This window comes from Pseudomonas sp. GM41(2012) (genome assembly GCF_000282315.2).
Classification (GTDB): Bacteria; Pseudomonadota; Gammaproteobacteria; order Pseudomonadales; family Pseudomonadaceae; genus Aquipseudomonas.
Genome location: NZ_AKJN02000008.1, coordinates 442090 through 465277, shown reverse-complemented (window position 1 = coordinate 465277; position 23188 = coordinate 442090). Strand labels below are relative to the sequence as shown.

22 protein-coding genes are annotated in these 23188 nt (G+C 58.8%); all 22 read right to left on the bottom strand.

The genetic code is table 11. The features are described 5' to 3' along the window. Positions 1-47: 47 nt before the first annotated feature. A complete protein-coding gene (locus PMI27_RS06205) occupies positions 48-1523 on the bottom strand; it encodes a sigma-54 dependent transcriptional regulator (RefSeq protein WP_008151050.1) in 1476 nt (491 codons plus the stop codon). Between the two features lie 173 nt (positions 1524-1696). Next, a complete protein-coding gene (locus tag PMI27_RS06210) occupies positions 1697-1993 on the bottom strand; it encodes a hypothetical protein (RefSeq protein WP_008151048.1) in 297 nt (98 codons plus the stop codon). A 10-nt stretch (positions 1994-2003) separates the two neighbouring features. Then, positions 2004-2399, bottom strand: a complete 396-nt coding sequence (gene fliS, locus PMI27_RS06215) for a flagellar export chaperone FliS (protein ID WP_008151045.1) — start codon at positions 2397-2399, stop codon at positions 2004-2006. Between the two features lie 126 nt (positions 2400-2525). Then, a complete protein-coding gene (fliD, locus tag PMI27_RS06220; RefSeq protein ID WP_008151043.1) occupies positions 2526-3968 on the bottom strand; it encodes a flagellar filament capping protein FliD in 1443 nt (480 codons plus the stop codon). Between the two features lie 82 nt (positions 3969-4050). After that, complete coding sequence (locus tag PMI27_RS06225; RefSeq protein WP_008151040.1) at positions 4051-4419, bottom strand: flagellar protein FlaG; 369 nt, start codon at positions 4417-4419, stop codon at positions 4051-4053. A gap of 72 nt (positions 4420-4491) precedes the next feature. After that, positions 4492-5337, bottom strand: a complete 846-nt coding sequence (locus tag PMI27_RS06230; protein WP_008151038.1) for a flagellin domain-containing protein — start codon at positions 5335-5337, stop codon at positions 4492-4494. A gap of 248 nt (positions 5338-5585) precedes the next feature. Continuing rightward, positions 5586-5852 carry a hypothetical protein gene (locus tag PMI27_RS06235; protein WP_008151036.1) on the bottom strand — a complete coding sequence of 89 codons (267 nt, stop codon included), beginning with the start codon at positions 5850-5852 and terminating at the stop codon, positions 5586-5588. After that, on the bottom strand, positions 5849-7141 hold the full coding sequence (locus PMI27_RS06240; RefSeq protein WP_008151034.1) for a motility associated factor glycosyltransferase family protein: 1293 nt from the start codon (positions 7139-7141) through the stop codon (positions 5849-5851). Before PMI27_RS06240 ends, PMI27_RS06235 begins: the two co-directional genes overlap by 4 nt. Positions 7142-7223: 82 nt before the next feature. After that, positions 7224-8150: a ketoacyl-ACP synthase III gene (locus tag PMI27_RS06245; RefSeq protein ID WP_008151032.1), complete on the bottom strand. Its 927-nt coding sequence runs from the start codon at positions 8148-8150 to the stop codon at positions 7224-7226. A 228-nt stretch (positions 8151-8378) separates the two neighbouring features. Beyond that, a complete protein-coding gene (gene pseI, locus PMI27_RS06250) occupies positions 8379-9431 on the bottom strand; it encodes a pseudaminic acid synthase (RefSeq protein ID WP_008151030.1) in 1053 nt (350 codons plus the stop codon). Then, complete coding sequence (gene pseG / locus PMI27_RS06255; RefSeq protein ID WP_008151028.1) at positions 9424-10929, bottom strand: UDP-2,4-diacetamido-2,4,6-trideoxy-beta-L-altropyranose hydrolase; 1506 nt, start codon at positions 10927-10929, stop codon at positions 9424-9426. Before pseG ends, pseI begins: the two co-directional genes overlap by 8 nt. Continuing rightward, entirely contained in the window at positions 10926-11621 is a 696-nt protein-coding gene (gene pseF / locus PMI27_RS06260; RefSeq protein WP_008151026.1) for a pseudaminic acid cytidylyltransferase, read from the bottom strand. Before pseF ends, pseG begins: the two co-directional genes overlap by 4 nt. Positions 11622-11627: 6 nt before the next feature. Continuing rightward, positions 11628-12791, bottom strand: coding sequence for a UDP-4-amino-4,6-dideoxy-N-acetyl-beta-L-altrosamine transaminase (gene pseC / locus PMI27_RS06265; protein WP_008151023.1), 1164 nt, complete (start codon positions 12789-12791; stop codon positions 11628-11630). Next, entirely contained in the window at positions 12788-13789 is a 1002-nt protein-coding gene (gene pseB, locus PMI27_RS06270; RefSeq protein WP_008151021.1) for a UDP-N-acetylglucosamine 4,6-dehydratase (inverting), read from the bottom strand. Before pseB ends, pseC begins: the two co-directional genes overlap by 4 nt. 29 nt (positions 13790-13818) lie before the next feature. Further along, positions 13819-16755 carry a TIGR00180 family glycosyltransferase gene (locus tag PMI27_RS06275; protein ID WP_008151019.1) on the bottom strand — a complete coding sequence of 979 codons (2937 nt, stop codon included), beginning with the start codon at positions 16753-16755 and terminating at the stop codon, positions 13819-13821. Between the two features lie 51 nt (positions 16756-16806). After that, positions 16807-17544 (bottom strand): cephalosporin hydroxylase family protein, encoded by a 738-nt coding sequence (locus PMI27_RS06280; RefSeq protein ID WP_008151017.1) that lies wholly within the window; start codon positions 17542-17544, stop codon positions 16807-16809. Between the two features lie 17 nt (positions 17545-17561). Continuing rightward, positions 17562-18632, bottom strand: coding sequence for a class I SAM-dependent methyltransferase (locus PMI27_RS06285; RefSeq protein WP_008151014.1), 1071 nt, complete (start codon positions 18630-18632; stop codon positions 17562-17564). Continuing rightward, the gene (locus PMI27_RS06290; protein ID WP_008151012.1) at positions 18622-19479 is read right to left on the bottom strand and encodes an NAD-dependent epimerase/dehydratase family protein; all 858 of its coding nucleotides are present in this window, start codon (positions 19477-19479) and stop codon (positions 18622-18624) included. The genes PMI27_RS06285 and PMI27_RS06290 overlap by 11 nt, the downstream gene beginning before the upstream one ends. Beyond that, positions 19476-20702 carry a class I SAM-dependent methyltransferase gene (locus PMI27_RS06295; protein WP_008151009.1) on the bottom strand — a complete coding sequence of 409 codons (1227 nt, stop codon included), beginning with the start codon at positions 20700-20702 and terminating at the stop codon, positions 19476-19478. Before PMI27_RS06295 ends, PMI27_RS06290 begins: the two co-directional genes overlap by 4 nt. Beyond that, a complete protein-coding gene (locus PMI27_RS06300; RefSeq protein ID WP_008151008.1) occupies positions 20699-21259 on the bottom strand; it encodes a dTDP-4-dehydrorhamnose 3,5-epimerase family protein in 561 nt (186 codons plus the stop codon). Before PMI27_RS06300 ends, PMI27_RS06295 begins: the two co-directional genes overlap by 4 nt. Further along, positions 21256-22338, bottom strand: coding sequence for a CDP-glucose 4,6-dehydratase (rfbG, locus tag PMI27_RS06305; RefSeq protein WP_008151006.1), 1083 nt, complete (start codon positions 22336-22338; stop codon positions 21256-21258). Before rfbG ends, PMI27_RS06300 begins: the two co-directional genes overlap by 4 nt. Beyond that, positions 22320-23093: a glucose-1-phosphate cytidylyltransferase gene (gene rfbF, locus PMI27_RS06310; RefSeq protein ID WP_008151005.1), complete on the bottom strand. Its 774-nt coding sequence runs from the start codon at positions 23091-23093 to the stop codon at positions 22320-22322. Before rfbF ends, rfbG begins: the two co-directional genes overlap by 19 nt. Positions 23094-23188 lie beyond the last annotated feature (95 nt).

Genomic DNA, 23188 nt, shown 5'->3' with positions numbered 1-23188 from the left:
GTGCCTAAAAAAAACCGCATATAAATGAAGGACTTGAAAAACAGGCGTCAATCATCTGCCTGTTCATCACCATCACGACGACTCATACCGTACTTGCGCATCTTTTCCACCAGTGTGGTGCGACGAATACGCAGCCGCTCTGCCGCGCGCGCCACGATGCCATTGGCATCATCCAGCGCCTGCTGAATCAGCCCTTGTTCCAGACCACCGAGGTAGTCCTTCAGGTCCAGACCTTCCGGCGGCAGCATGGCGCCGACAGAGAAGTCCGGAGTATGACCGTTGATGGCCACGCGCTCTTCAAGATCGCTGCGAAAGCTGTCGACCAACTGCTCATCTTCGTCGTCGACGTAACGGAATTTCTTCGGCAGCTCGACCACGCCGATCACCCCGTACGGATGCATGATCGCCATGCGCTCCACCAGGTTGGCGAGTTCGCGGACGTTGCCCGGCCAGCCGTGGCGGCACAGCGACATGATCGCCGCGGAATTGAAACGGATCGACCCACGCTTCTCGTGCTCCATGCGCGAGATCAACTCGTTCATCAGCAGCGGAATGTCTTCGACACGCTCGCGCAGTGGCGCCATTTCGATCGGGAACACGTTCAGGCGGTAGTACAAGTCTTCGCGGAAGGTACCGATCTCGATCATGCTTTCGAGATTCTTGTGGGTTGCCGCGATGATCCGCACGTCGACGCTCTGGGTCTTGTTGCTGCCCACGCGCTCAAAGGTGCGCTCCTGCAATACGCGCAGCAACTTGACCTGCATCGGCAACGGCATGTCGCCGATTTCATCGAGGAACAGCGTGCCGCCATTGGCCAGTTCGAAACGCCCGGCGCGGCTGGTGATTGCCCCGGTGAAGGCGCCCTTCTCGTGGCCAAACAGTTCGCTTTCCAGCAACTCGGCCGGGATCGCCCCGCAGTTGACCGGTACGAACGGCGCGTCTCGACGCTTGGAGTGATAGTGCAGGTTGCGCGCGACCACTTCCTTGCCGGTCCCCGACTCACCGAGGATCAGCACACTGGCGTCGGTGTCGGCGACTTGCTGCATCATTTGACGGACGTGTTGAATCGCCCGGCTGGTGCCGACAAGACTGCGGAAAAGATTGGGTTCACGGTGACGGCCGCGCTCGCGGGCCTGGTCGTACATCTCGCGATAGACCTGGGCACGGTGCAGGGAGTCGAGCAGTTTGCTGTAGCTGGGTGGCATCTCGAGGGTCGAAAGCACTCGGCGACGCTGGTCTTCTGGCAAGTCAACGGAAGAATTATCGCCCATTAACAAAACCGGAAGGAACTCATCCCAGGTTGAGAGTGTCTTTAACAAGCCCACGAGTGCGCCAGGAGCATTGACCGTCCCGATGAGGACACAGATTACTTCACGACTTGATGACAATGAGCCGACAGCCTGCTGCCAGTCATGGCTACCGCAGGGTAAATTTTCTTCGCCAAGAAAATTTAAAATCACCGCCAGGTCGCGGCGGCGGACGCTATCGTCATCAATCAGCAGAATTTTGGTTTCACGCCACATGCAATAGCAACTTCCCTAGTCAACTCAATGCCCAAAATGATGGGGCAAGCTAGACGCTTGCAGACACGTTATGCCTGTAGACGCCTGAAATCTGGAACCAGCCACTAGTTAAGTCAAAAAACCGTGCACAGTCAAATTTATGGCGCACTATGTTTGGATTAACCGGGGATTAATTAACCGAACAGATGGTAAACCTTTGCTGCGCTCTGTGCTTGGTGGATCTGCGACATCTCGTCAACTATCGCTTGTCGCTCCCCTGTCGCCGCCTCAAGAAGCTGTTTATACACCCCCAGCAACTCCTCAAGATTGTCGCGTAACGCGGCCTCGTCCACCGAAGCTTCACTCAAGACGTCTTCCATGCAGGAACGGCAAGCCAAGTCCAACTCACCAATGGCTTCCCAGTTACGCTCGGCCAAAGCACCGACCAGGCCTTCACGGGTTTGTTCGATTCGCTGCAATACAAGACTCATGGTGATCTCCTTAAAACTGCGGACCCGGCGCGGCGATAGCATCCCAGCCGTCTTTTACGGTGCGAAGCAAATCAGCGACTTCGTCGAGAATCTTTGGATCGGTTTTGATGTTGGCTTCCGTCAGGCGCTTCATCATGTAGGTGTACAGCTTGTCCAACTCACCCACGGACTCGATAGAATTTTCCAAGTCCAGACCTTCACGCAAGCCGCCAATGATCCCGATCGCCTTGCCGATGAAAATGCCTTTATTGGGGATGTCTTTGCGCTCCATGGCTCCCCTGGCCTGAGCGATGCGGTCCAGACCGCCTTCCATAAGCATTTGCACCAGGCGATGGGGACTGGCTTCGGAAGTCTGGGCCTGAGCACCAATCTTCTGGTACTGCCGAAGGGCTAACATCGGGTTCATGCTGTACCTCATCAAAACTCTGTGATTCGTATAGCCAGTGTATCGACACGGCGTCAAAAATCTTTAGACCCAACAAAAAAAAGCCCGACAAGCGGAATCCGCTGCCGGGCTTTTGGCGTTTATGCGCTATGAGGCGTTTTTCTGCGCGTTCATCGCCTCGAACATCGAGGTGATGTTGCTGGCAGTTGCCTTGAGTTTGCCCACCAGAGAATCCATATCGTTGTACTTCTTGGTCAGCACGGCAGTCAGCGTCTCGATACGGCGATCCAGAGCTAGCTGCTGGTTGGCCAGATTCGACTTGGCCTTGGCCAGGCTGGTCGAACGGGCATCGAGGATACCCTCACTGCCAGTGACCGTGTATGGGGTGATGGCATCGTTCATGCGCGTCAACAGGCCTTTGGCCGCATCGCCAGTCGCCGTCGGATCGCCCAGGAACAGCTTCTGAACCTCACCACCGAGTTTTTGGGTATCCATCGCGGTGGTGAACTTGGTGCTATCGAAATCCAGCGCACCGGTTTTCTGATTGGTGGTGATACCCAATTGCGACAGAACAGTAAGTTTGTCACCCGCACCGGTAGTGACCAACGGCGAACGAATCGAGGCCAGGATGCCGCGCGCCAACGGGTCACCGGTCAGTGCAGCAGCAATGGTCGGTTTGCCATCGTCATCCAGGGTGGGCTTGGTCAGCGCATTAACACTGGTCACAACCTGGTTATAAGCATCAACGAAAGCTTGAATGGATTTTTTCAGACCATCACTGTTCGGGCCGACCGTTACCGTCGTGGTTGCATCACCACCAGCGACCAGATTCAGGGTCAAGCCGGAAATGGCCGCGTCAACCTTGTTGCTTTTGCTGGTCAGCGCGAGCCCGTCCACGGTGAAATTGGCGTCCTTCGCGAAATCGCCAATGGCACCCGCCGAAGTCGCTGTCGGGGTTGTACCCATTTGCTGGCCGGCATTGATCTCCAGACCCGCGATACCGCTGAGGGTGATATCGGAACCGGCACCGGTCGCCGTGGAGCCCATCACCAGACGCGAGCCAAACGAGTCGGTCACGATGTTGGCACTGAAGCCGTTGGCGCCCTGCTGGGTGTTAATCGCATCTCGAACCGACTGTAACGTCGCGCCTGCCGGAATGGTGACAGAACTGGAAACGCCGTTTTGCGTGATATTGAGCGTGCCGCTCGCAATGGCACTGCTGGTACCGCCGGCAAAGGCTGCGGTAGCCACTTTGGACGAGGTCGCAAGATTAGAGACCTTGATCACGTAAGTGCCGTTGACGGCCGTGTTGCTGGCTACAGCGGTCAATACTTTCGCGTCAGCGGAGGTGGCGTTGTAACCCAGGAATTGCGGAGTTTGCGTATTGCCCAGATTCTTGATTGCAGTCTGGAAGTTCGCCAGGACACTTTTGAGGCTACCGATACCGGAAATCTGCGCGGTGTTGGTGGTCGTCTGACGGTCGATCTGGTTCTGCTTGGCTGCTTTGTCGGCATTGACCAAGGCTTTGACAATAGCACCGGTATCAAGGCCAGAGCCTAAACCCGTGCCCGGTAGAATTGGACTTGCCATGCATATCTCCCTTCAGTGTGTCGCCGGTCTTTTGACCACTACAACGTCCAAAAGAACATAGCAACAATATTCATGCCAGCTGTCAGGCTTTCGCGCTGAACAACAGGCTGCTTGCATCATTCAAACTATTGGCCAGCCGCAGGACTTCTTCATTGGGGATTTGGCGAACCACCTCACCCGAGTCACTGGCAATAACCTTGACGATTACTTTGCCTGAAGGCTCGTCGATCGAGAACTCCAGATTGCGCTTGACCGACTGAACGAACTTTTCAATTTCCTGAACGGCCATCTTGAGTTTGTCCCGCTCGGATACCGAGTCTTGCTTTTGTTCATCCTTGACCGGCGCCACCACAAGGGCATCGGCTCGAGGCTTTTCCACCGGCTTGTCAGCAACGGTCGTCGCCGGCTTCGCAGCTGGATAAGACAAGTTCAGCTTCACGCTCATATCCATGTCCATTACCTCTTAAACTGAAAAAGCGAGAGAGCACGTATACGCACTCCCCCGCCAAAACTCATCCGGCTATTACTGAAGCAGTTTCAGTACAGCGGATGGCAGTTGGTTGGCCTGAGCCAGAACTGCGGTGGAAGCTTGTTGCAGAGTTTGTTGCTTGGTCAGCTGTGCAGTTTCAGCAGCGAAGTCGGTGTCTTGTACGCGGCTCAGTGCAGCACTGGCGTTTTCGTTGATGTTCTGCAGGTTGGAAATGGTAGTCGAGAAACGGTTCTGAGCAGCACCCAAGTCAGCGCGAGTGGCGTTGATGTTTGCCAGAGCAGCGTCGATAGCCGAGATAGAGGCATCAACGTTAGTGTGGTTAGTTGTGTTGTCTACGCCGGAGATCACAGTACCGGTCATGGCCAGGGCGCTGGCGTCGAAGCTGGTCGACAGGGTCAGAGTGATCTGGTTGTCAGAGGTAGTGTTCGAACCTACCTGGAACTCCATCGCACCAGCAGTACCGTCGATCAGCGCCTTGCCGTTCAGGTTGGTCGACTGAGCGATACGGGTCAGCTCAGCGATCGACTGTTGGTATTCTTTGTCCAGAGCGGTACGGTCAGCAGTGCCGTTGGAATCGTTTCGCGATTGCAGTGCGATTTCACGCATACGCTGCAGAATGTTGCTCGACTCTTGCAGAGCGCCTTCAGCGGTCTGAGCGATCGAAACACCGTCGTTGGCGTTTTTGATAGCCATGGTCTGACCACGGATTTGCGAATTCATACGAGTAGCGATCTGCAGGCCGGCGGCGTCGTCTTTGGCGCTGTTGATTTTCAGGCCGGAAGAAAGACGGGTCATCGAAGTCGACAGAGCGTCGGAAGCACGGTTCAGGTTTTTCTGAACGTTCAGAGAAGTAGTGTTGGTGTTTACTGTCAAAGCCATGACGAATTCCTCGTTGGTTGGGTACTGCGGCTTCCGGCCCTGGCAACCGCCGGGTATGGCCTAGAGAACCTTCGTAATAGTTATCGTCGCCAACGCAGGTTGCTTTAGGGGATTTTGAAATTTTTTTGCCATCACCCTGCCACCCCCTTTAAAACAAAGGCCTAGCGACGACCCAACCACCAAAAAATGACGCCAGAGAACTGCCGAAAAACCTCCTTACATCCCCGCTCTCGCTGATCTCCTATGGATTACGCGGAATTGACAGCCAGCAGCAAATCGACCAGTTCGTATTCAAGGTAGTCCGCCAGCGCCAACCAGTCCTGTCGTTCCTGACTATCAAGCAGGCATGTCAGCAATGCCATCCACCGGGCCGCAATCTGGCTGTCTGCCCCGCCGACCCGCGACTGCACTCGCTCCGCCACCTCGACCATGACCAGCGCAGCCTCGACATCTCTTCCCAGGCGAAACAATGCTGAACATTGCCGGGCCTGATCAACGAGTAACACTTCGCTCATTGAGTGAACTCCGGATGAAATGTCGTGCCGGCAATCATGGCCCCGGCTCGACTGCTGTTGTAGAAGGCTACGTGTGGATGCGCAGCGATATAGCGCTCCAGCTCACACAGGTAGCTGCGGAAGTTGAGCTGGGTTTTGATTCGTTGTCCGAGACCGTCGAGCACCCAGTGTTTGGCCGCCCCCAGTTGTGGCCCCAAGTCGCCATCGTCCCAGCCCGCATGGGTCTTGTCGCTTGGAAAGGCAAAGTCGGCACCAAACAGGGTGATCTGCACCGCGCCCATCTTCACCGCCAGGTCCACCGCCGGATGAATCACGCTGCCACCGACATACAGCTCGCCTCTCGGTAACTGCTGCCGCATGTGTTGATAAATTGGACTGGCGGAATAACCGACATACCGTGCGCCCTGCCAGGCTTTCAGCACTTGTGGATCGACCATGGGCATGTATGCCAGGGCAATGTCCGTCGTTCCTTCAGGCGGCAGGTGCCGGGTCGAGATGCGTTGATCGATACTGACGACGATGTCGGGACGGATGCCGTGATCAAGCAGCGGCCGGTAAGCGGTATCGACACAGATGAACAGCGGCCGCTCTACCTGATGGCGAATTGCGTGCAATGTCTCGAAGTGCAACTCCAGGCTCGGTCCGGTGGCGATCACGAACACTTCCTGCCCCGGCCGCGTACCGAACAGCCGGGCGACATCATCATCGGCCTGGACCAGGCTCAGACTCGCCTGCAAGCGCTCGACGATGTCTGGAGCCTGAGGATCAAACTCACGGTTATTGAACATCAAGTGGGTTTCGCTGATCAGGCGATCGCGGATCTTGGCATTGAAGTCATCCGCCAATACCAGCTCGGACGGCAAGGCGAAAAACGGCAGCTGGATTTCCGCCAGATCGCCGGCGTACATCAGCTCGACCCGCGGATCGCCGAGCCACTGCTGCTGATCCAGCAGTTGCAGCACCAGCGCAAACACCGCACCGTTGAGGATGTGCACATACAAACGCTCAAGCCCGACGCGCGCCAGCAGCTCCACTTGCAGATCACCAAGCCCGGTGCCGTAGACATGCACCACGGGGCTGTCGATCGGCAGGCTGTCGGCCTGAAGCCTGGCCTCACGGACGCGGTCATGGCGGCTGGTCAGTTGAATGCCATTGATGCTCAGTGTCGAGCCCAGGCCTTCCACCAGTTCAGCCTGCAACAAGCTTGTGTTCTCAACCAGCAAGCGCGCAGACAGCATCGGCCAGCGGCGCTGTATGACGTCGACGTTGCGCTCAAAGAACTCGCTCATGGAGCCTCGCTTTTCATTCGGGCAAAAAAATAGCGCTCAAGGTTACACCTTGAACGCTTTTTTTGTGCCTGGCTTTGAAAGATCAAGGGCGATAGATAATCGCCGAACCCCACGACAGACCAACACCGAAACCGCTCAACGCGACGCGCTTCCAGGCGGAGTCCATGACATGTTTTTCCAACAGCAACGGAATGCTCGAGGACACCGTGTTGCCAGTTTCGACCATGTCCTTGATGAACTTCTCCGGCTCGCCTTCGAAGCGTCGCGCCACGGCATCGACAATCGCTGCACTGCCCTGATGGATGCAAAAGGCATCGATATCGTCAGCGGTCAGTTGCGAATCGGCCAGCAACTCGTGCAAATGCGCCGGGACTTTAAGCAGCGCAAAATTGAACACCTGACGGCCGTTCATGAAGAACACGCCATCGGTGACCTTCAGGTGCGGTGCGCCGGAACCGTCAGTGCCGAACTTGGCCTTGCCCAACTGCCATGGTGCGTCTTCGCCCATCCAGGTCGCGGTGGCGGCATCACCAAACAGCATGGTGGTGTTGCGGTCTTCCGGGTCGACGATCTTCGAGTACGGATCAGCGGTGATCAGCAGGCCATTCTTCAAGCCTGCGGCTTCCATGAAGCCCTTGATGGCGTAGATGCCGTAGACGTAGCCGGAGCAGCCCAAAGAAATATCGAACGCGGCCACGGTAGTCGGCAGGCCCAGTTTGTCCTGAACGATGGCTGCGGTGTGCGGCAGGCCTTCTTCGTCGCCGTTCTGGGTGACAACGATCAGCACGTCGATGTCTTCACGTTTCAAGTCGGGATTGTTGGCGAACAGCGCATTGGCTGCTTCGACACACAGGTCCGAGGTTTCCTGCCCGGCGTCTTTACGCGGCAGGAAGGCCGAACCGATTTTGCCCAGGATGAATTCTTCATCCTTTTCGAATTTTGCACCCTGTGCGTAATTGTCCACGCCGGCTACAGGAACGTAGCTCGCAATGCTTTTTATGCCAATCATTACGGCTTCCCAATAATAAACAGCCCAATACCACCGCTCGTAATGATTCGAGGGGCGCCGACAAACGGATAAAAACGTCGCCTCACTGAGGCGACGGCGGGAAGAATATAAGGCTATCACCGGGTCAAAAAGACACCAGGCGCCACCTCCCCGATTTATACAATACAGTGAAGATGCGCGTTATGACTCGCAGGTCACGCTATTTTGCCGAATCAGCGCCACATGGGGTTATTCGACCAACGACCAGTCCAGCGGCGTTCCGCGCGGGATGGCCTGACGGGCATGGCGGCCCAGAAGCGTTTCCGTGTGTTTTGGAGCCAACCCCAGACCCGGACGAATGGCTCGCAGATTAGCGACAGTAAAGGGTTCGCCGGCAGCCATGTCCTGAGTCACGTAGAGCGAGCGGCGGTACACCAGCGACTTGCGCTCGGCTTCGGTCACGCCGTAATGCACACGGCCCATGGCCTGCCAGGCGCGTTCGGTTTCGATCACCAGGCTGGCCAGCTCTGCCGGTTCCAGGGAGAAACTGGCATCAACGCCACCCGCCGCACGATCGAGAGTGAAATGTTTTTCCACCACCGTCGCCCCCAGCGCCACCGCGGCCACAGACACTCCGACTCCCATGGAGTGATCGGACAGGCCAACTTCACAGCCAAACAATTCACGCAAATGAGGAATCGTCCGCACGTTGCTGTTGGCAGGCGTCGCGGGGTAAGTGCTGGTGCACTTGAGCAACACCAGATCCTTGCAACCGGCCTCGCGGGCGGCACGCACGGTTTCATCGAGTTCAGCGATGCTGGCCATGCCGGTAGAAATGATCAATGGCTTGCCGGTCGCAGCGACCCGACGAATCAATGGCAGGTCGGTATTCTCGAAGCTGGCGATCTTGTAGGCCGGTACGTCGAGGCTTTCGAGGAAGTCCACCGCTGTGTCATCGAACGGTGTGGAGAACGCGAGCATGCCCAGTTCTTTGGCCCGGGCGAAAATCGGCGCGTGCCATTCCCACGGTGTGTGGGCCTTCTCGTACAACGCGTACAACGAAGAACCGGCCCAGAGGCTGCTCGGGTCCTTGATGAAGAACTCACCTTCGGACAGGTCCAGGGTCATGGTCTCGGCGGTGTAGGTTTGCAGCTTCAGGGCATGCGCTCCGGCCTTGGCCGCGGCTTCGACGATCTGCAGCGCCACATCAAGGGACTGGTTATGGTTGCCACTCATCTCGGCAATGATGAACGGCGGCGCATCGGCACCGATGGAGCGATTGCCAATCTTGAAGCTAGTCATTGCGGTGATCCTTCAATATGCGCGTGAACGCGCAAGCACGCTGGGTGAATCCTGCCTCGCGAAACAGCTTCAGCGACGGCTGATTCGCCGGCAACACTTGAGCGGTGATGGCCTGCAGTTGCGGCCAGTGGGTGGTCACGAAGGCTTCGCCCCGCGCCAACAGCGCCCTGCCCCACCCCAGACCGAGACGGTCTTCAAGCAGGTAAATCGAGACTTCGGCTTCAAGTCCGTCCAGGTCATAACGCAGCACCCCGACCGGGCCATCGTCCGCCTCGGCGATCAACAGTAATCGTCCGTGGTTGCTCAGGCTCGCGGCCAGCCAGTCTTGATGCCGTTGCCAATCGATGACCTGCGTGTCCAGCGACCAGCGCCGCACCGACTCGGCATTGCGCCCCTCGAACAGCAGCGGCGCATCGTCCAGGGACGCCTTGCGAACCTGCAGTACCGCACCGGCGAGCGCTGCCGCAACCCGCTGCGCACCCCGCCCATCGACCAACTGACGCGAGTGTTCGGCCAGACTTTGGCGTAACCCCTGATTACCCACGAGAAAAGCAATGGCCTGACGCAACTGCTCGACACTGACGTGCTCGCGGGGGCCCAGATACACATGGGAACCTGAGGTCGCCATGATTTCGGCGTTGGCCTGCTGATTATTCGAGACCGCAATGCAGATCGTCGGCAACCCCATGGCTGCCCGCTCCCAACTGGTGCCACCGCCGGCACCGACAAACAGGTTGGCCTCGGTCATCAGTCGGTAAAAGTCGCTGACAAAACTGTGCAAGCGCCAGTTCGGACGACTCTCCGCCAAGGCCTGCATCTGTGCCCAGGCCGGGTTGTCGGCACCGGCGACGAAATCGACTTCGAGCTCATGCAACTCCGCCATTGCCAGCATCGCGTGATGAGTTTGCATCGCCGCATCGAAACCACCGAAATTCACCAGCACCCTTTTGGCCTTGGGTTTGATTTCGATTGCCGGGCAACAGAATTCATCGCGCAGGAGGGCAAAACGTGGACCGAGCAAAGTCTGGCAGCCAGGTGCTAACAGCGAAGCATAGGCTAGTGGCGTACCCGACAAGTTCTGGTTGAGCAGCAGATCGACGCTGTAAGTTCGAGTGGCGAGGTCGTCCACAGCTGCAATCCTTGGCGCCCAGCGGCGGGCTGCGGTCTGCCAATGATGGTCGAGGCCGTAGTGGTCGACGATGACCCAATCGAAGGCCGGATGATTGCTCAGCGCGTGCTCAAGCGCGGCGATGTCCGCCTGCCAAGGCAGCAAGGATTCGATTGCCTGCTGCGGATCTTCATCAGGGTAACGAGCCGCCAGGGCGAAGACTTCAAAGCCCTCGGCTTGCAGTGCGTCCAGTCGATGGCCCGGCAACAGACGACAAGCAAAGGCCACCTGCGCACCCTGCTTGCGCAAGACTCTGGCCAGGGTCAAACAGCGAGCGATGTGACCGCTGCCAATGCTCGGCGACGCATCGGCGCGGATCAGCACTCTCATTGCAGCTCTCCGCCAGCTTTCAATGCGGCATACAGGTATTCGGCACGCTTCCAGTCTTCAAGGGTGTCGATGTCCTGCACCAGATGCCGCGGCAGAATCACCGGAAGGCTCGCCGGAGAAAACAGCACATCGCCGCGCAACCAGGCCTCTCTGCGCCCCCAGTAAAACTGACCGGCATCCTGATAGGCTTCAGGTAAATCCTGGGAGCGGGTGTTGCGAAACTCCGGATAGAGCGAGGTCAAGGCACCCTGCTCGTCGAGGGTCAAGGCACGTTGTACCGGGAAGCCGAAACCGGCCACGGAAAAAGCGAAGGACTTGTCCGGATGCTGCACCAGTAATTCATGCCCCTGACGCAGATAGCGTGCCTGCAACAGCGGTGCGGTAGCGTAGATGCAGCAGACGTAGTCGAAGATCGGCAATTGGCTCAAGGCATGCACGATCACCGCAGCTGTCCCGGTGAAATCATCAGCCAGTTCGACAGGCCGCACGAACGGCACCTGCGCGCCATGAGCCCGGGCGACGTCGGCAATTTCTTCGTCATCCGTACTGACGACGACTTGATCGAACAACCCGCAATCGAGCGCCGTACGGATCGAACGGACGATCATCGGTACACCGTCGAACGGTTTGAGGTTCTTGCGCGGGATTCGCTTGCTGCCACCGCGGGCCGGAATGATTGCAACGCAACTCAAGTGTCACTACTCCTCAAGAACCAACCGACGCAGTTGCTCGACCACGAAGTCCTGTTGTTCATCGCTCAGCAAAGGAAACATCGGCAAGCTGATGGCTTCGGCGTAATAACGCTCGGCCTGCGGGAAGTCTCCCTCGGCAAACCCCAGATCACGATAGTACGGCTGCAAATGCAGCGGAATATAGTGCAGGTTCACCCCGATCCCGGCCGCCCGCAACCCTTCGAACACCTGCCGATGGCTGAGGTTGATCCGATCAGGCTGCAACCGCACCACGTACAGATGCCATGCCGACCCGGCTTCGGGCTGCGCGCTGGGCAAGGTCAGCGGCAGGTACGCCAGCAATCGGTCATACCGCGCCGCCAGTTCACGACGACGCTCGATGAAGCCATCGAGCTTGTTCAGTTGTGACAAACCGAGCGCCGCTTGCAGATCGGTGATCCGATAGTTGAAGCCCAATTCCACTTGCTGGTAGTACCAGGGACCGTGACTGGGTTCGGTCATCTGCTGCGGATCGCGGGTCATGCCGTGGCTGCGCAAGCGCTGCAAGCGCTCGGCCAATTCCGGGCGATTGGTCAGAACCATGCCGCCCTCGGCACTGGTGATGATCTTCACCGGGTGAAAACTGAACACCGTCATCGCCGCAAATTCGCCGCAGCCCACCGGACGCCCGGCATAGGATGCGCCGACCGCGTGGGACGCGTCCTCGATCACCGTAAAGCCATAGCGTTCAGCCAACTCGGCGATCATGCGCATGTCGCAGCTCTGACCGGAAAACGCCACGGCTACCAGAACCTTCGGCAGCGTGCCGTCACGCTCGGCAGCTTCAAGCTTCGCCGCCAGCGTGTAGGCGTCGAGGTTCCAGGTCAGCGGATCGATGTCGACGAAGTCCACTTCGGCGCCGCAATAGCGACCACAATTGGCCGAAGCCAAAAAGGTGTTCGGCGTGGTCCACAACCGGTCGCCCGGGCCGAGCCCGGCGGCGAGACAGGCAATGTGCAACGCGGCGGTGGCATTGCACACCGCCACCGCGAAATCAGCCTGACAACGCTCGGCCATGGCCTGTTCGAAGCGTTCAATGGTCGGCCCTTGTGTCAGCCAGTCGGACTGCAACACGGCGACCACCGCATCGATGTCTGCCTGATCGAGGCTTTGCCGACCGTAGGGAATCATGCCGACAGCTCCGCGTGCAGATCTGCGATCTGGCCTACCGACAGGAAGTGCGGGTTGGTGTCGGAACGGTACTCGAAGTCTTCACTGACAGGCGTGCCCTGCTCGCCCAGTTTGTCGACAGCAAAATCCACGTCGACGCTGGTGAAACGAATCGACGGCTGAATCGTGTAGTGATCATCGAACTCCAGGGTCATCCGCGCGTCATCCAGCGGGACCATCAGCTCATGGAGTTTTTCTCCCGGACGAATACCGACGTTCCTGTGCGGCAAATGTTCAGCCATGCCCAACGCCAGATCGACGATACGGATCGACGGGATTTTCGGCACAAACACTTCACCACCGTGCATGCGGGCGAAGCTGTCTAGCACAAACTGCACACCGTGATCGAGGGTGATCCAGAAACGCGTCATGCGTTCATCGGTGATCGGCAGCTCCGTGGCGCCCTCGGTAATCAGCTTGCTGAAAAACGGCACCACCGACCCCCGCGAGCCGGCGACGTTGCCGTAACGGACCACCGAAAAACGGGTGTTCTGGTCACCGGCAATGTTGTTCGCGGCGACGAACAATTTGTCCGACAACAGCTTGGTCGCGCCGTACAGGTTGATCGGGCTGGCGGCCTTGTCGGTGGACAGCGCGACGACTTTTTTCACGCCGTTATCGATGGCCGCGGCGATGATGTTTTCCGCACCGTTGACGTTGGTGCGAATGCATTCGGTCGGGTTGTACTCCGCCGCCGGCACTTGCTTCAGCGCTGCGGCATGCACCACGTAATCGATACCGCGCATGGCCTGACGCAAACGCTCGACATCACGCACATCACCGAGGAAATAACGCATGCACGGCGCGTTGAACGTCTGTTGCATCTCGTACTGCTTGAGCTCATCGCGGGAGAACACCACCACCCGCTTCGGCTGATATTGCTCCAGCAACCGGCGGATGAAATTGCGCCCGAACGAGCCGGTGCCGCCAGAGATGAAAATCGATTTACCGTTGAACATTCTTGAGTCCTTTTACCTGTCAGCCAGGCTTAAGCAAGCAGCTGCGACCAGTTCACACTGGAGGCGTCGCCGAGGGTAAAGCCCTTGCCGGTCAGGGAAAGATTCTGGTTGTAGGCCGCGTCCTGAGCGAAGCGCGCCTGCCACTTGTCACGCAGGGCAGCTGCCGCCTGCGGGTCATCCGGCAAAGTGCCGGGGTGGGCGATTTGCACTTGCGGCGTCCATACGGTCAGCAACCCGGCATCGGCGACTTTCAGGCAAAAGTCGACATCGGCATACGCTTGCTCGAAATGCTCTTCATCCAGCCCTCCCAGTGCGTCGAACACCTCCTTGCGCACCATCAGACAAGCATCGGAAACTGCCGAATAATTCTGCTCGACCAGCAGTCGATGCATATGACCCGGTGCGTCTTTTTTCTCGCCAATGAACGCAGAAGCCACGCCATCTTCCAGACCCAGAATCAGACCGGCGCCGGTCACGCTGCCCTCGCGATCGACCAGTTTGGCCCCCACCACACCCACTTCAGGACGCTGAGCCTGATTGAGCAAGGCTTCGACCCAATTGGCATTGACCACCTCGGCGTCTTCTGCGAGCAGTATCAGATACTCACCTTGCGCCTGCGCGACGGCCTGGTTGAGCAGTGCCGACGAGCTCACGCGCCGCTCGTTCTTGATCAGACGAATCCGCCCGCCGCCGTTTTGCTCCAGACTGTCGAGCCACGTCATCAGATCGGCTGACTGACTGTGATTGTCGGCGATGATAATTTCGTTGTTCTGATAGCGCGTGCGCTGCAATACGCTCACCAGGCAGCGCTGCAATTGCTCCTGACAGCCTTCGCTGCGTACGATGATCGACACCTTCGGACGCCCGGCGTGGCGGTAGTCGATCCGCAAGCCACCAAATGCCTCAGCGCTCACCTGTGCCTGATAGCCACGGGTTGCCAGGTGGCGCACCAGAGTCTGACGTTGGTGCTCGTTCGGTGCCATCTCCACCGCCGGGGTGATGAGCAATGGTTCGGCCAAATGCGCCAGACCCGCCAGCCCGCCAGTTTCGATCAGGCGCAGCAGCAGGTCGAACTCCAGGGCATCGCTGAACTCGCGAGCATAACCGCCGACATCCACCAGCACCTCGCGTCGGATCAGCCAATGCCGGGCGGTCAACGCCGGCAGACTTTGCAGCAGGTCGAGGTTGAAGTCAGGACGGAAAACTTCGGTCAATGTGCCGTTGCTACGGCGATGAATCTCATCCATCGCCACCGCACGGCAACCTTCGGCGTTCTGCAACTCAAGGCTGGCACGCAGGAAGCCGGCAGACGTGAACTCATCGCCGGCCTCGGCCAACAGCAGCCAGTCCGACGTCGAGCGCTGGGCAATCTGGTTCAGTCTATCGACGTAGTTGCTTGCACTGACCTTTACAAAATGCACAGTATTTTGTTCGGTGGTGACCTCGGGCAAATCACCGGTGGTGAAGACCACCACCTTAAAGGCGCGGAAAGCGCTTTCCATCAGGCTGTCAAAGGTGGTCTGCAACTTGTCCATGTCGGCTTCAAGATCCAGCAGCAGAATGCCGAACTGAGGCCCGCCCTCATTGGCCGCCAGATGTTGATTGATTTTCCGTACGGCTGTGTCGTTCGGCTGGCGAGCCTGCAACCAGTTCAACAGCCGGCCGGAGGGCATACTGTCCAGCAACTGACGGCTGTCGTAGGTTGGTACGCTGTCGAGGCGGGCAATCCAGTCCGTCAATATTTTCGCATCGGCGCTCTCGCCCATGTCCAACAGCTGCTGCACCAGTTTTTGCACAACCCTACGGTTGAATGCGCCCAACTGTACGGCATGCAGCAAACGGTTCTGGATGGTCTCGGACGTGTCATTGGAATAGATCCGCTGCAACGTGTGCTGCTGAAGTAACGCACCTTCCATTTCTTCCAGCTGCAAGCGTCCGGCAGGCATCGCATGGAGCAGGAATTCGCACTCGGTCAGTTGATCGAAAAACGTCTGGTTGTAGAACGGCATCTCGACATACTGATGAGGCCCGAATGCGCGCTTCGGGCCAACGGTGGGATCTTTCCAGTAGGACTCGAAGATCGGCTCGATAGTCAATGCATTGCGCGCGGCCAGGCTGTCGGCCAGCGCCTGGAAACTTTGCAGGGCGAACTCGGCGATCTGCGCCTGGTCCAGACCACTGATGCCGGTCGGCAGCGTGGCGAGGAAACCGGCAAAGCGCTCACGCTCGGCGACGGAGCGGGCGTCTTTGAAACTCAGGACGTGAATGATTTCGGTATTGTGATCCGAACGGCCATAGTTGACCTCCCGCACCACATAAGGCGTCGGCAGAATCCGCGCCTTGGCCCGCGCGAGCATGTAATACACATGGCCGATTTCCTGCCACTCGAAAATCGTGCCTTGCGGCATGGCCGCGTACCAGTCCTGCAATAACGAAGTGCGGTGCACCGCATAGAACGGCGGGATGTACTGGCCCATGTAATCGAGCACACGATCCTGCGCGCGATCGGCGCTGTAATCCTCTTTCACCTTCTTGTCGCGACGGTAGTACTGCACATAATTGGAGTGCGTCAGGTACATCAGGCAGTAACCGTGGCACATGCCGTAATCGGGATTGGCCTCGAGGAAGTTCACCGACTCGGTCAATGCATCGTGCAGCAGGAAATCATCGTCGGCAGCCAGCACCATGTATGGCGTGGTGACCTGGCTGGCGCCATACGCAAGCTTTTGCTGAAAACCCGTGTAGGTGAACTGAGGCAAATGGCGATAGTCGACCGACGGGAAGTCGGCCGCGAGGCGCTCATCGCCCTGCACGGACGAATCCAGCACCAGCACCTTGGCGGAGTAGCTGCTGTAGTACTGCAAGGCACGTCGCAGGAACGCACTGCGGTTGTGGGTGATAACCACCACCGTGAACAGCTCGTTCAGCGGTGTCACGTTGGTTTGAGTGTTGCTTTGAACCTGCATTTTCCTATCCCCACAACCGGCCGATCGCCAAGAACCTGAAACCACTTTTGATTAACGAACGCGACGCAGATAGCCGTCCGGCGCCACGGTGATCAGCAGCTTGTTTTGCAGTTGCTGGTCAATTTCGAAGTCCTTGTTCTCTTCCAGGTACTTCCATACCGCAGTCTTCGGGTTGTCGCCCGGGCCCCATGGACGATCCGGGAAGAAGTCGGCCGGCATGTCTTCAACCACGGTGTCCATCACCACGCAGTAGCTGTCCACCGAGACCAACGGCGCGTACAGGCGCAGCTCTTCGAGTACGTGATCGTGGGTGTGGTTGGAGTCGAGCACCAGAATGACTTTCTTGCCTTCGGCCGCAGCGCGCACTTTGGCGGCGATGGCCGGATCGATGCTCGAACCCTCGATCATCGAAATGCGCTTGCTCATCGGGTGGCTCTCGATGGCTTCGCGGTTGTGCGCACGAATGTCGAGGTCGATGCCCAGCACTTCGCCGTGGCCTTGCAGCTCCAGCAGCGATGCGTAGTAGATGATCGAACCGCCATGGGCGATACCGCATTCGATCACCAGGTCCGGTTTGACCTGCCAGATGATCTCTTGCATGGCCATCATGTCTTGCGGCAACTGGATGATCGGACGGCCCATCCACGAGAAGTGGTAGCTGTATTTGTGCCTGGCCGATTCGTTGAAGAACTCCCGGGCCAGGCCGGTGAGTTTCTGGTCATCGCCCTGACGCGCGATTTCTGCCTGGCATTCGGCTTCGAAGGCTTTGTTGATGCTGTTGTCGGTCATTTCAAAATTCTCAATGGTCACTGGAACGAAGCGTTGTCGACGGCGTGATAGACGTAGCGTCCACCAGTCATCCGCTTGATCTCTTCGAGGTAGTTGGAGTTCATCACAAACAGATTGGCGCCTTCGGGCAGAGCATCCATGGCCTCTTGTGGAGAGGACACCCGCACGCCGCTCAGCGGCAGATAACGGCCCTGCTTGGCCGGATTGATATCCACCACGCGGTCCACGGAGACACCGGCCCGTTGCAGGAACAGTGAATAGATCACGCCTTTGGACGATGCCCCCCAGATCGCCGAACCTTGTTCGGGGGCGGCCTGAATGATCTGAACGGCGCGGTCGAGGCTGGCGGTGAAACCTTCGGGCAGTGTCAGGCGCGGCACCGGTTGTTCCGGGATCAGGCGCAAGGTCGAAAGATCCGCAACGATGTACAGGTATTGGCCACCGAACAGGTGACCGGCCTCCTGCACGGTGCCGAACATCCGGCGCAGGTCATCGAGGCGGAAGTAATTGACGTGCTCGTAGAAAAGGTCGAACCAGGCGCGGTGCTCGAGAATCCAGTCGAAGCACGGCACTTCGATGTAGATCTGCCCGCCCTGATTGGCCTCGGCGATCTCGGCAAGAAAGCTCACCGGATCCTGAATGTGTTCGAGCACATGGCGCAGCACGATGGCGTCCGCCGCCAGACCCAGCCCGCGCGTGAACGGGGCCTTGATCACGTCGACATTGTCGCCTTCGTAGGCCGGGTCGATGCCGGTGATGGCATAGCCCTGACCTTTCAGGAGTTCGAGAAAGTAGCCTTTGCCGCAGCCGACTTCGATCAGTTCCTGGCCCTTGAAGTGGCGGGCAATGATGCCTTCGACATCGCTCAGGTGCTTCTGGAACTGGACCGAATGCGCCTGCTCATTTTGGTAGTCGGCGTCGTAGCTGAGCTTGTCGGCATCGAAGGCCTGGTTGAAGATCAACCCGCTCTGCTCATCCTGTACCAACACCATGTCGGCAGAGGCCGAAGCCCTGGCGGATTGCGGGTCGGCGAAGGTGCGATTCTGCAACACCGGCAGATCGGCGACCCGATACAACTCATGCCTCATGTTCTGCTCCCATTAGCTGTTGCAAGCGGTCCGCCACGCCCCAGAACGCCATCGGTTCATGGGTCGGGTATGGGTAGTGACCGAGGTTCAAACTGATCGATGCGCCACGCTCACGCAGCCGTTGCTCGACCAGCGCTCTGACCGATATCGGCTGGCCGCTTGAACAATTGATCACGCCATTGAAATCCCGCTGTTGCAGGATCGCCGCGAGATAACCGGCGGCAGTCTCGATGGCCAGGTAATCGCGCAGTTGTTCACCGGCCGACATGTTGAAACGTTCGTCGCCGGCATCGATCGCCCGATCCAGCGCTGCCAGCAAACTATTGGGGTTCTGTCCGCTGCCGTGCAGGTAAAACAGCCGCGCCCATTGCAGGGTGAACGGCTGCACGCGCTGCAAGTTTTCGAGGAACACGCGCAAGGTGTTCTTTGCCAGCCCATAAGGGTTGCTTGGCTGCGGCGCGGTCTGCTCGCTGAGCGGCCCGCTTTGCAGACCGTATTCGAAACAGGTGCCAGTCACCAAAACCTGCGAGACACCCGCCTCTACCGCGCCCTTGATGAACCGGTAGTCAGCCATCAGGTTGTGCTCGAAATGGAACAGTGCCTGATAGTTCGGCAACCCCGGCCAGGCCAGATGCGCCAAGGCATCGACACCCGCGGTCAGCTTGGCGATGTCCAGGTCAGCGGCGTGAATATCCGCGGCGATGAACTCCACCGCATTGATCCACGGCATGCTCGCGGCAGTCTCAGCGTTGCGCGCCACGGCGCGAACTTCGCAACCACGAGCAAGCAAGGCCGCGACCAGATGCCGGCCGACAAACCCGGTGGCGCCGGTCACGAGCACTTTCACAGGACGGTCAACTCGGGCACGGCGATCACGAAACGGCCATCCCACTGACGCACCTGGGCCAATTGTTGACTGACTTCATGCAGCAAATTCCACGGCAGGACCAGCACGTAATCCGGTTTCTCGATGTCGATCTGCGCCGGCGAAACGATCGGGATACGACTGCCCGGCAGGTATTTGCCCTGCTTGTGCGGGTTGGCATCGGCGACCCAGGCCAGCAAGTCCGGTTTGACCCCTGCGTAGTTGAGCAAGGTGTTGCCCTTGGCAGCGGCGCCGTACCCGACCACACGCTTGCCGTCGGCTTTGGCCTGCAACAGGAAGCGCAGCAGTTCGTGCTTGATGCGTTCGGCGGCGGGCGCGAGGGTTGCGTAGTACTCGGGGGTTTTTACACCGGCATCGAGCTCAGCTTGCAGTTGCAGTTGAACCGCTGGCAGGACTTCGCGGCGCACACCATCGACGCGCTGAACGAACACGCGCAGCGAACCGCCATGGGTCGAGAGCTGACTGACATCGAACACTTCCAGACCGTTGCGCTCGCACAGCGTTTGCACGGCGGTCAGGGACAGGTAGGAATAGTGCTCGTGATACAGCGTGTCGAATTGCTGCCCTGCCATCAGGGTCAGCAACTGCGGAAACTCGAACGTCGCCACGCCCGTCGGCTTGAGCAAGGTGGCGAAGCCGCAGAGGAAATCATTGATATCCGGCACGTGGGCCAGCACGTTGTTGGCCGCCATCAGGTCGGCGGCCCAGCCTTCGTTTGTCAGCTGCAACGCGGTATCGCGACCGAAAAACAGCTCGCGGATCTCCAGGCCTTTTTCCCGTGCCGCTTGCGCGGTGCTGCGGGTCGGCTCGACGCCCAGGCAAGGGATGCCGCGCCCGGCCACGTACTGCAACAAGTAACCGTCGTTGGCGGCAATTTCCACTACACGGCTGTCAGCCGTCAGACCGAAACGCTCGACCATCTCGCTCACATAGCGCTCGGCATGGGTCAGCCAGGTGCTGGAAAACGAACTGAAGTAGGCGTACTCGGCGTCGAACAGGCTGTCGGCGCTGGTGTAATCCTCGGTCTGCACCAGCCAGCATTGCTGACACACTGCAACCTTCAGCGGCACCCATTGCTCGGATTGTTCCAGCTGGTCGACGCGCACGTAGGCATTGGACGGCGGCGAAGTGCCCAGATCAATCAGCGGCAAGGCCAGCGGCGTTGCGCAACCACGGCAGTTCATACACGCACTCCAGCGAAGTGTTCATCGAGCACGGGATGGCTGGAATCCCTGGCCGACAGATTATTGACAGGCAACGGCCAGGCAATCGCCAGCCGTGGATCGTTCACCGACAAACCGCCCTCATGCGCAGGCGTGTAATCAGCGCTGTGCAGGTAAAGCAATTCGGCGTCATCGGTGAGGGACTGGAAACCATGGGCAAAACCGGCCGGGATCAACAGGCTGCGACCGTCGCCAGCGCGCAGGTGTTCGGCGTGCCAGTGCAGAAAGGTCTCCGAGTCCGGGCGTAAATCCACCGCCACGTCCCAGACCTCACCGCGCAGACACGTGATCAATTTGGCTTCCGGTGCGCTGGCGTTCTGATAATGCAGACCCCGCACACTGCCCCGCTCACGGGTGCAGGAATGGTTGATCTGGCGGATATGAAACGGCTGGCCGAAGGCGCTCAGGCTGCCTTCGCAGAACAGCCGCGCAAAGTGCCCACGCTCATCTTCGAAGCGTTTGTGCTGCACGCTGAACAGTCCGGCCAGCGGCAATGACTTCAACAGAAACTCACTCACAGCGCGCCTCGGTACAGGTTCAACTGGCCCAACGTGATGGCGCGCATGTCGTCGCCGTTTTGCCAGGCCAGGTGCCAATCGAGGGTATGAGTCAGACATTGCTGCAACGACCAGCGCGGCTTCCAGGCCAACAGTTGACGGGCGCGGCTGCTGTCGAGGCGCAACAGACCGGCCTCATGCAAATCGCTCGGTTCGATGCGCAATCCGCGCGCTTGTGGCCAGCGGTTGGCGAGCAGTTCGACCACTTCGCCGACGCTACACATGTCCGCTTCGCTCGGGCCAAAGTTCCAGGCACCGGCAAACTCGGGACCTTTTTCATAGAGACCGGCGGCCAGTTGCAGGTAACCGGCCAACGGTTCCAGAGCGTGCTGCCAAGGGCGCACGGCTTGCGGGTAACGCAGGGTCACCGGTTCATCCGCCGACCAGGCCTTGAGCACATCAGGAATCAAGCGTTCTGGAGCGAAGTCACCACCGCCCAGCACATTGCCGGCCCGGGCCGTGGCCAGCGCCAGGCCATGTTCAGCGTAGCGCTCAGCCGGGAAGAACGAAGCGGCATAGGACTGGGCCAGCAATTCGCAGCAAGCCTTGCTGCTGCTGTAAGGGTCGTGGCCGCCAAGGGCTTCGTCTTCGCGGTAGGGCCACAGCCATTCCTTGTTCGCGTAAACCTTGTCGGTGGTCACCAGCACGCAGGCGCGCACACCACCGACCTGGCGGATCGCTTCGAGCAGGTTGAGGGTGCCCATGACGTTGCTGGAATAGGTCCCGAGCGGATCGCGATAGCCTTCGCGCACCAGTGGCTGGGCCGCCAGGTGCAGGACGATTTCCGGCTGCGTTTCGGCGATCAGCTCCAGCAGCGCGCCGAGGTCACGCAAGTCGCCGCGCTGATCGTTGATGCCCTCGTGTACCCGCGCCAGTTCAAACAGGCTCGGTTCGGTCGACGGGTCGAGGGCAAAACCGCTGACTTGCGCGCCCAGGCTTTGCAGCCACAGGGTCAGCCAACTGCCCTTGAACCCGGTGTGGCCGGTCAACAGAACGCGTTTGCCACGCCAGAATTCCGGGCTCAGTCCCATTGCTTCCATGGGGCCTCCCCGCTCTGCCACAGCGCTTCGAGGTAGTTCTTGTCGCGCAGCGTGTCCATCGGGTGCCAGAAGCCTTCATGCTCGAAGGCTTTCAATTGTTCGTCCTGGGCCAGACGGGCCAACGGCTCGGCTTCCCAAGTGGTGTCATCACCGCCGATGTACGAGAGCACTTTGGGCGAAAGCACAAAGAAACCGCCATTGATCCAGCCACCGTCACCACGGGGCTTCTCGGTGAAACCGAGCACCTGATCGCCGTGACGTTCCAGGGCACCGTAACGGCCCGGCGGTTGTACGGCGGTGACGGTCGCCAGACGACCGTGGGCGGTGTGGTAGTCCACCAGTTGACGGATATTGATATCGGAGACGCCGTCGCCGTAGGTAAAGCAGAAGGCCTCTTCATCCTTGAGGTAACGGCCGGCGCGCAGCAAGCGGCCACCGGTCATGGTTTCCTCGCCGGTGTCGATGAGGGTGACGCTCCACGGCTCGCTGTAGTTCTGATGCACGTCCATGCGGTTGTTGCGCATGTCGAAGGTGACGTCGGAAGTGTGCAGGAAGTAGTTGGCGAAGAAGTCCTTGATCGCATAGCCCTTGTAACCAAGGCAGATCACGAAGTCATGAATCCCGTGGGCGGAGTACTGCTTCATGATGTGCCAAAGAATTGGCTTGCCGCCGATCTCGATCATTGGCTTGGGCTTGAGGTGCGACTCTTCGCTGATCCGCGTGCCCAGGCCTCCCGCCAGAATAACTGCCTTCATCGTCTCCCCTCTTGTTCTTCACAGAGCTCGGCCAAGCTATTTCAAGCTTTTGCGGGCTGTCTGGCTAAAACGCTCTGCCGTGTCAGGCGCTGGCG

Excerpts from the sequence above, each read along its gene's own strand:
- PMI27_RS06205 (WP_008151050.1), bottom strand. The coding sequence starts at position 1,523 with ATGTGGCGTGAAACCAAAATTCTGCTGATTGATGACGATAGCGTCCGC.
- PMI27_RS06210 (WP_008151048.1), bottom strand. The coding sequence starts at position 1,993 with ATGAGTCTTGTATTGCAGCGAATCGAACAAACCCGTGAAGGCCTGGTC.
- fliS (WP_008151045.1), bottom strand. The coding sequence starts at position 2,399 with ATGAACCCGATGTTAGCCCTTCGGCAGTACCAGAAGATTGGTGCTCAG.
- fliD (WP_008151043.1), bottom strand. The coding sequence starts at position 3,968 with ATGGCAAGTCCAATTCTACCGGGCACGGGTTTAGGCTCTGGCCTTGAT.
- PMI27_RS06225 (WP_008151040.1), bottom strand. The coding sequence starts at position 4,419 with ATGGATATGAGCGTGAAGCTGAACTTGTCTTATCCAGCTGCGAAGCCG.
- PMI27_RS06230 (WP_008151038.1), bottom strand. The coding sequence starts at position 5,337 with ATGGCTTTGACAGTAAACACCAACACTACTTCTCTGAACGTTCAGAAA.
- PMI27_RS06235 (WP_008151036.1), bottom strand. The coding sequence starts at position 5,852 with ATGAGCGAAGTGTTACTCGTTGATCAGGCCCGGCAATGTTCAGCATTG.
- PMI27_RS06240 (WP_008151034.1), bottom strand. The coding sequence starts at position 7,141 with ATGAGCGAGTTCTTTGAGCGCAACGTCGACGTCATACAGCGCCGCTGG.
- PMI27_RS06245 (WP_008151032.1), bottom strand. The coding sequence starts at position 8,150 with ATGATTGGCATAAAAAGCATTGCGAGCTACGTTCCTGTAGCCGGCGTG.
- pseI (WP_008151030.1), bottom strand. The coding sequence starts at position 9,431 with ATGACTAGCTTCAAGATTGGCAATCGCTCCATCGGTGCCGATGCGCCG.
- pseG (WP_008151028.1), bottom strand. The coding sequence starts at position 10,929 with ATGAGAGTGCTGATCCGCGCCGATGCGTCGCCGAGCATTGGCAGCGGT.
- pseC (WP_008151023.1), bottom strand. The coding sequence starts at position 12,791 with ATGATTCCCTACGGTCGGCAAAGCCTCGATCAGGCAGACATCGATGCG.
- pseB (WP_008151021.1), bottom strand. The coding sequence starts at position 13,789 with ATGTTCAACGGTAAATCGATTTTCATCTCTGGCGGCACCGGCTCGTTC.
- PMI27_RS06275 (WP_008151019.1), bottom strand. The coding sequence starts at position 16,755 with ATGCAGGTTCAAAGCAACACTCAAACCAACGTGACACCGCTGAACGAG.
- PMI27_RS06280 (WP_008151017.1), bottom strand. The coding sequence starts at position 17,544 with ATGACCGACAACAGCATCAACAAAGCCTTCGAAGCCGAATGCCAGGCA.
- PMI27_RS06285 (WP_008151014.1), bottom strand. The coding sequence starts at position 18,632 with ATGAGGCATGAGTTGTATCGGGTCGCCGATCTGCCGGTGTTGCAGAAT.
- PMI27_RS06295 (WP_008151009.1), bottom strand. The coding sequence starts at position 20,702 with ATGAACTGCCGTGGTTGCGCAACGCCGCTGGCCTTGCCGCTGATTGAT.
- rfbG (WP_008151006.1), bottom strand. The coding sequence starts at position 22,338 with ATGGAAGCAATGGGACTGAGCCCGGAATTCTGGCGTGGCAAACGCGTT.
- rfbF (WP_008151005.1), bottom strand. The coding sequence starts at position 23,093 with ATGAAGGCAGTTATTCTGGCGGGAGGCCTGGGCACGCGGATCAGCGAA.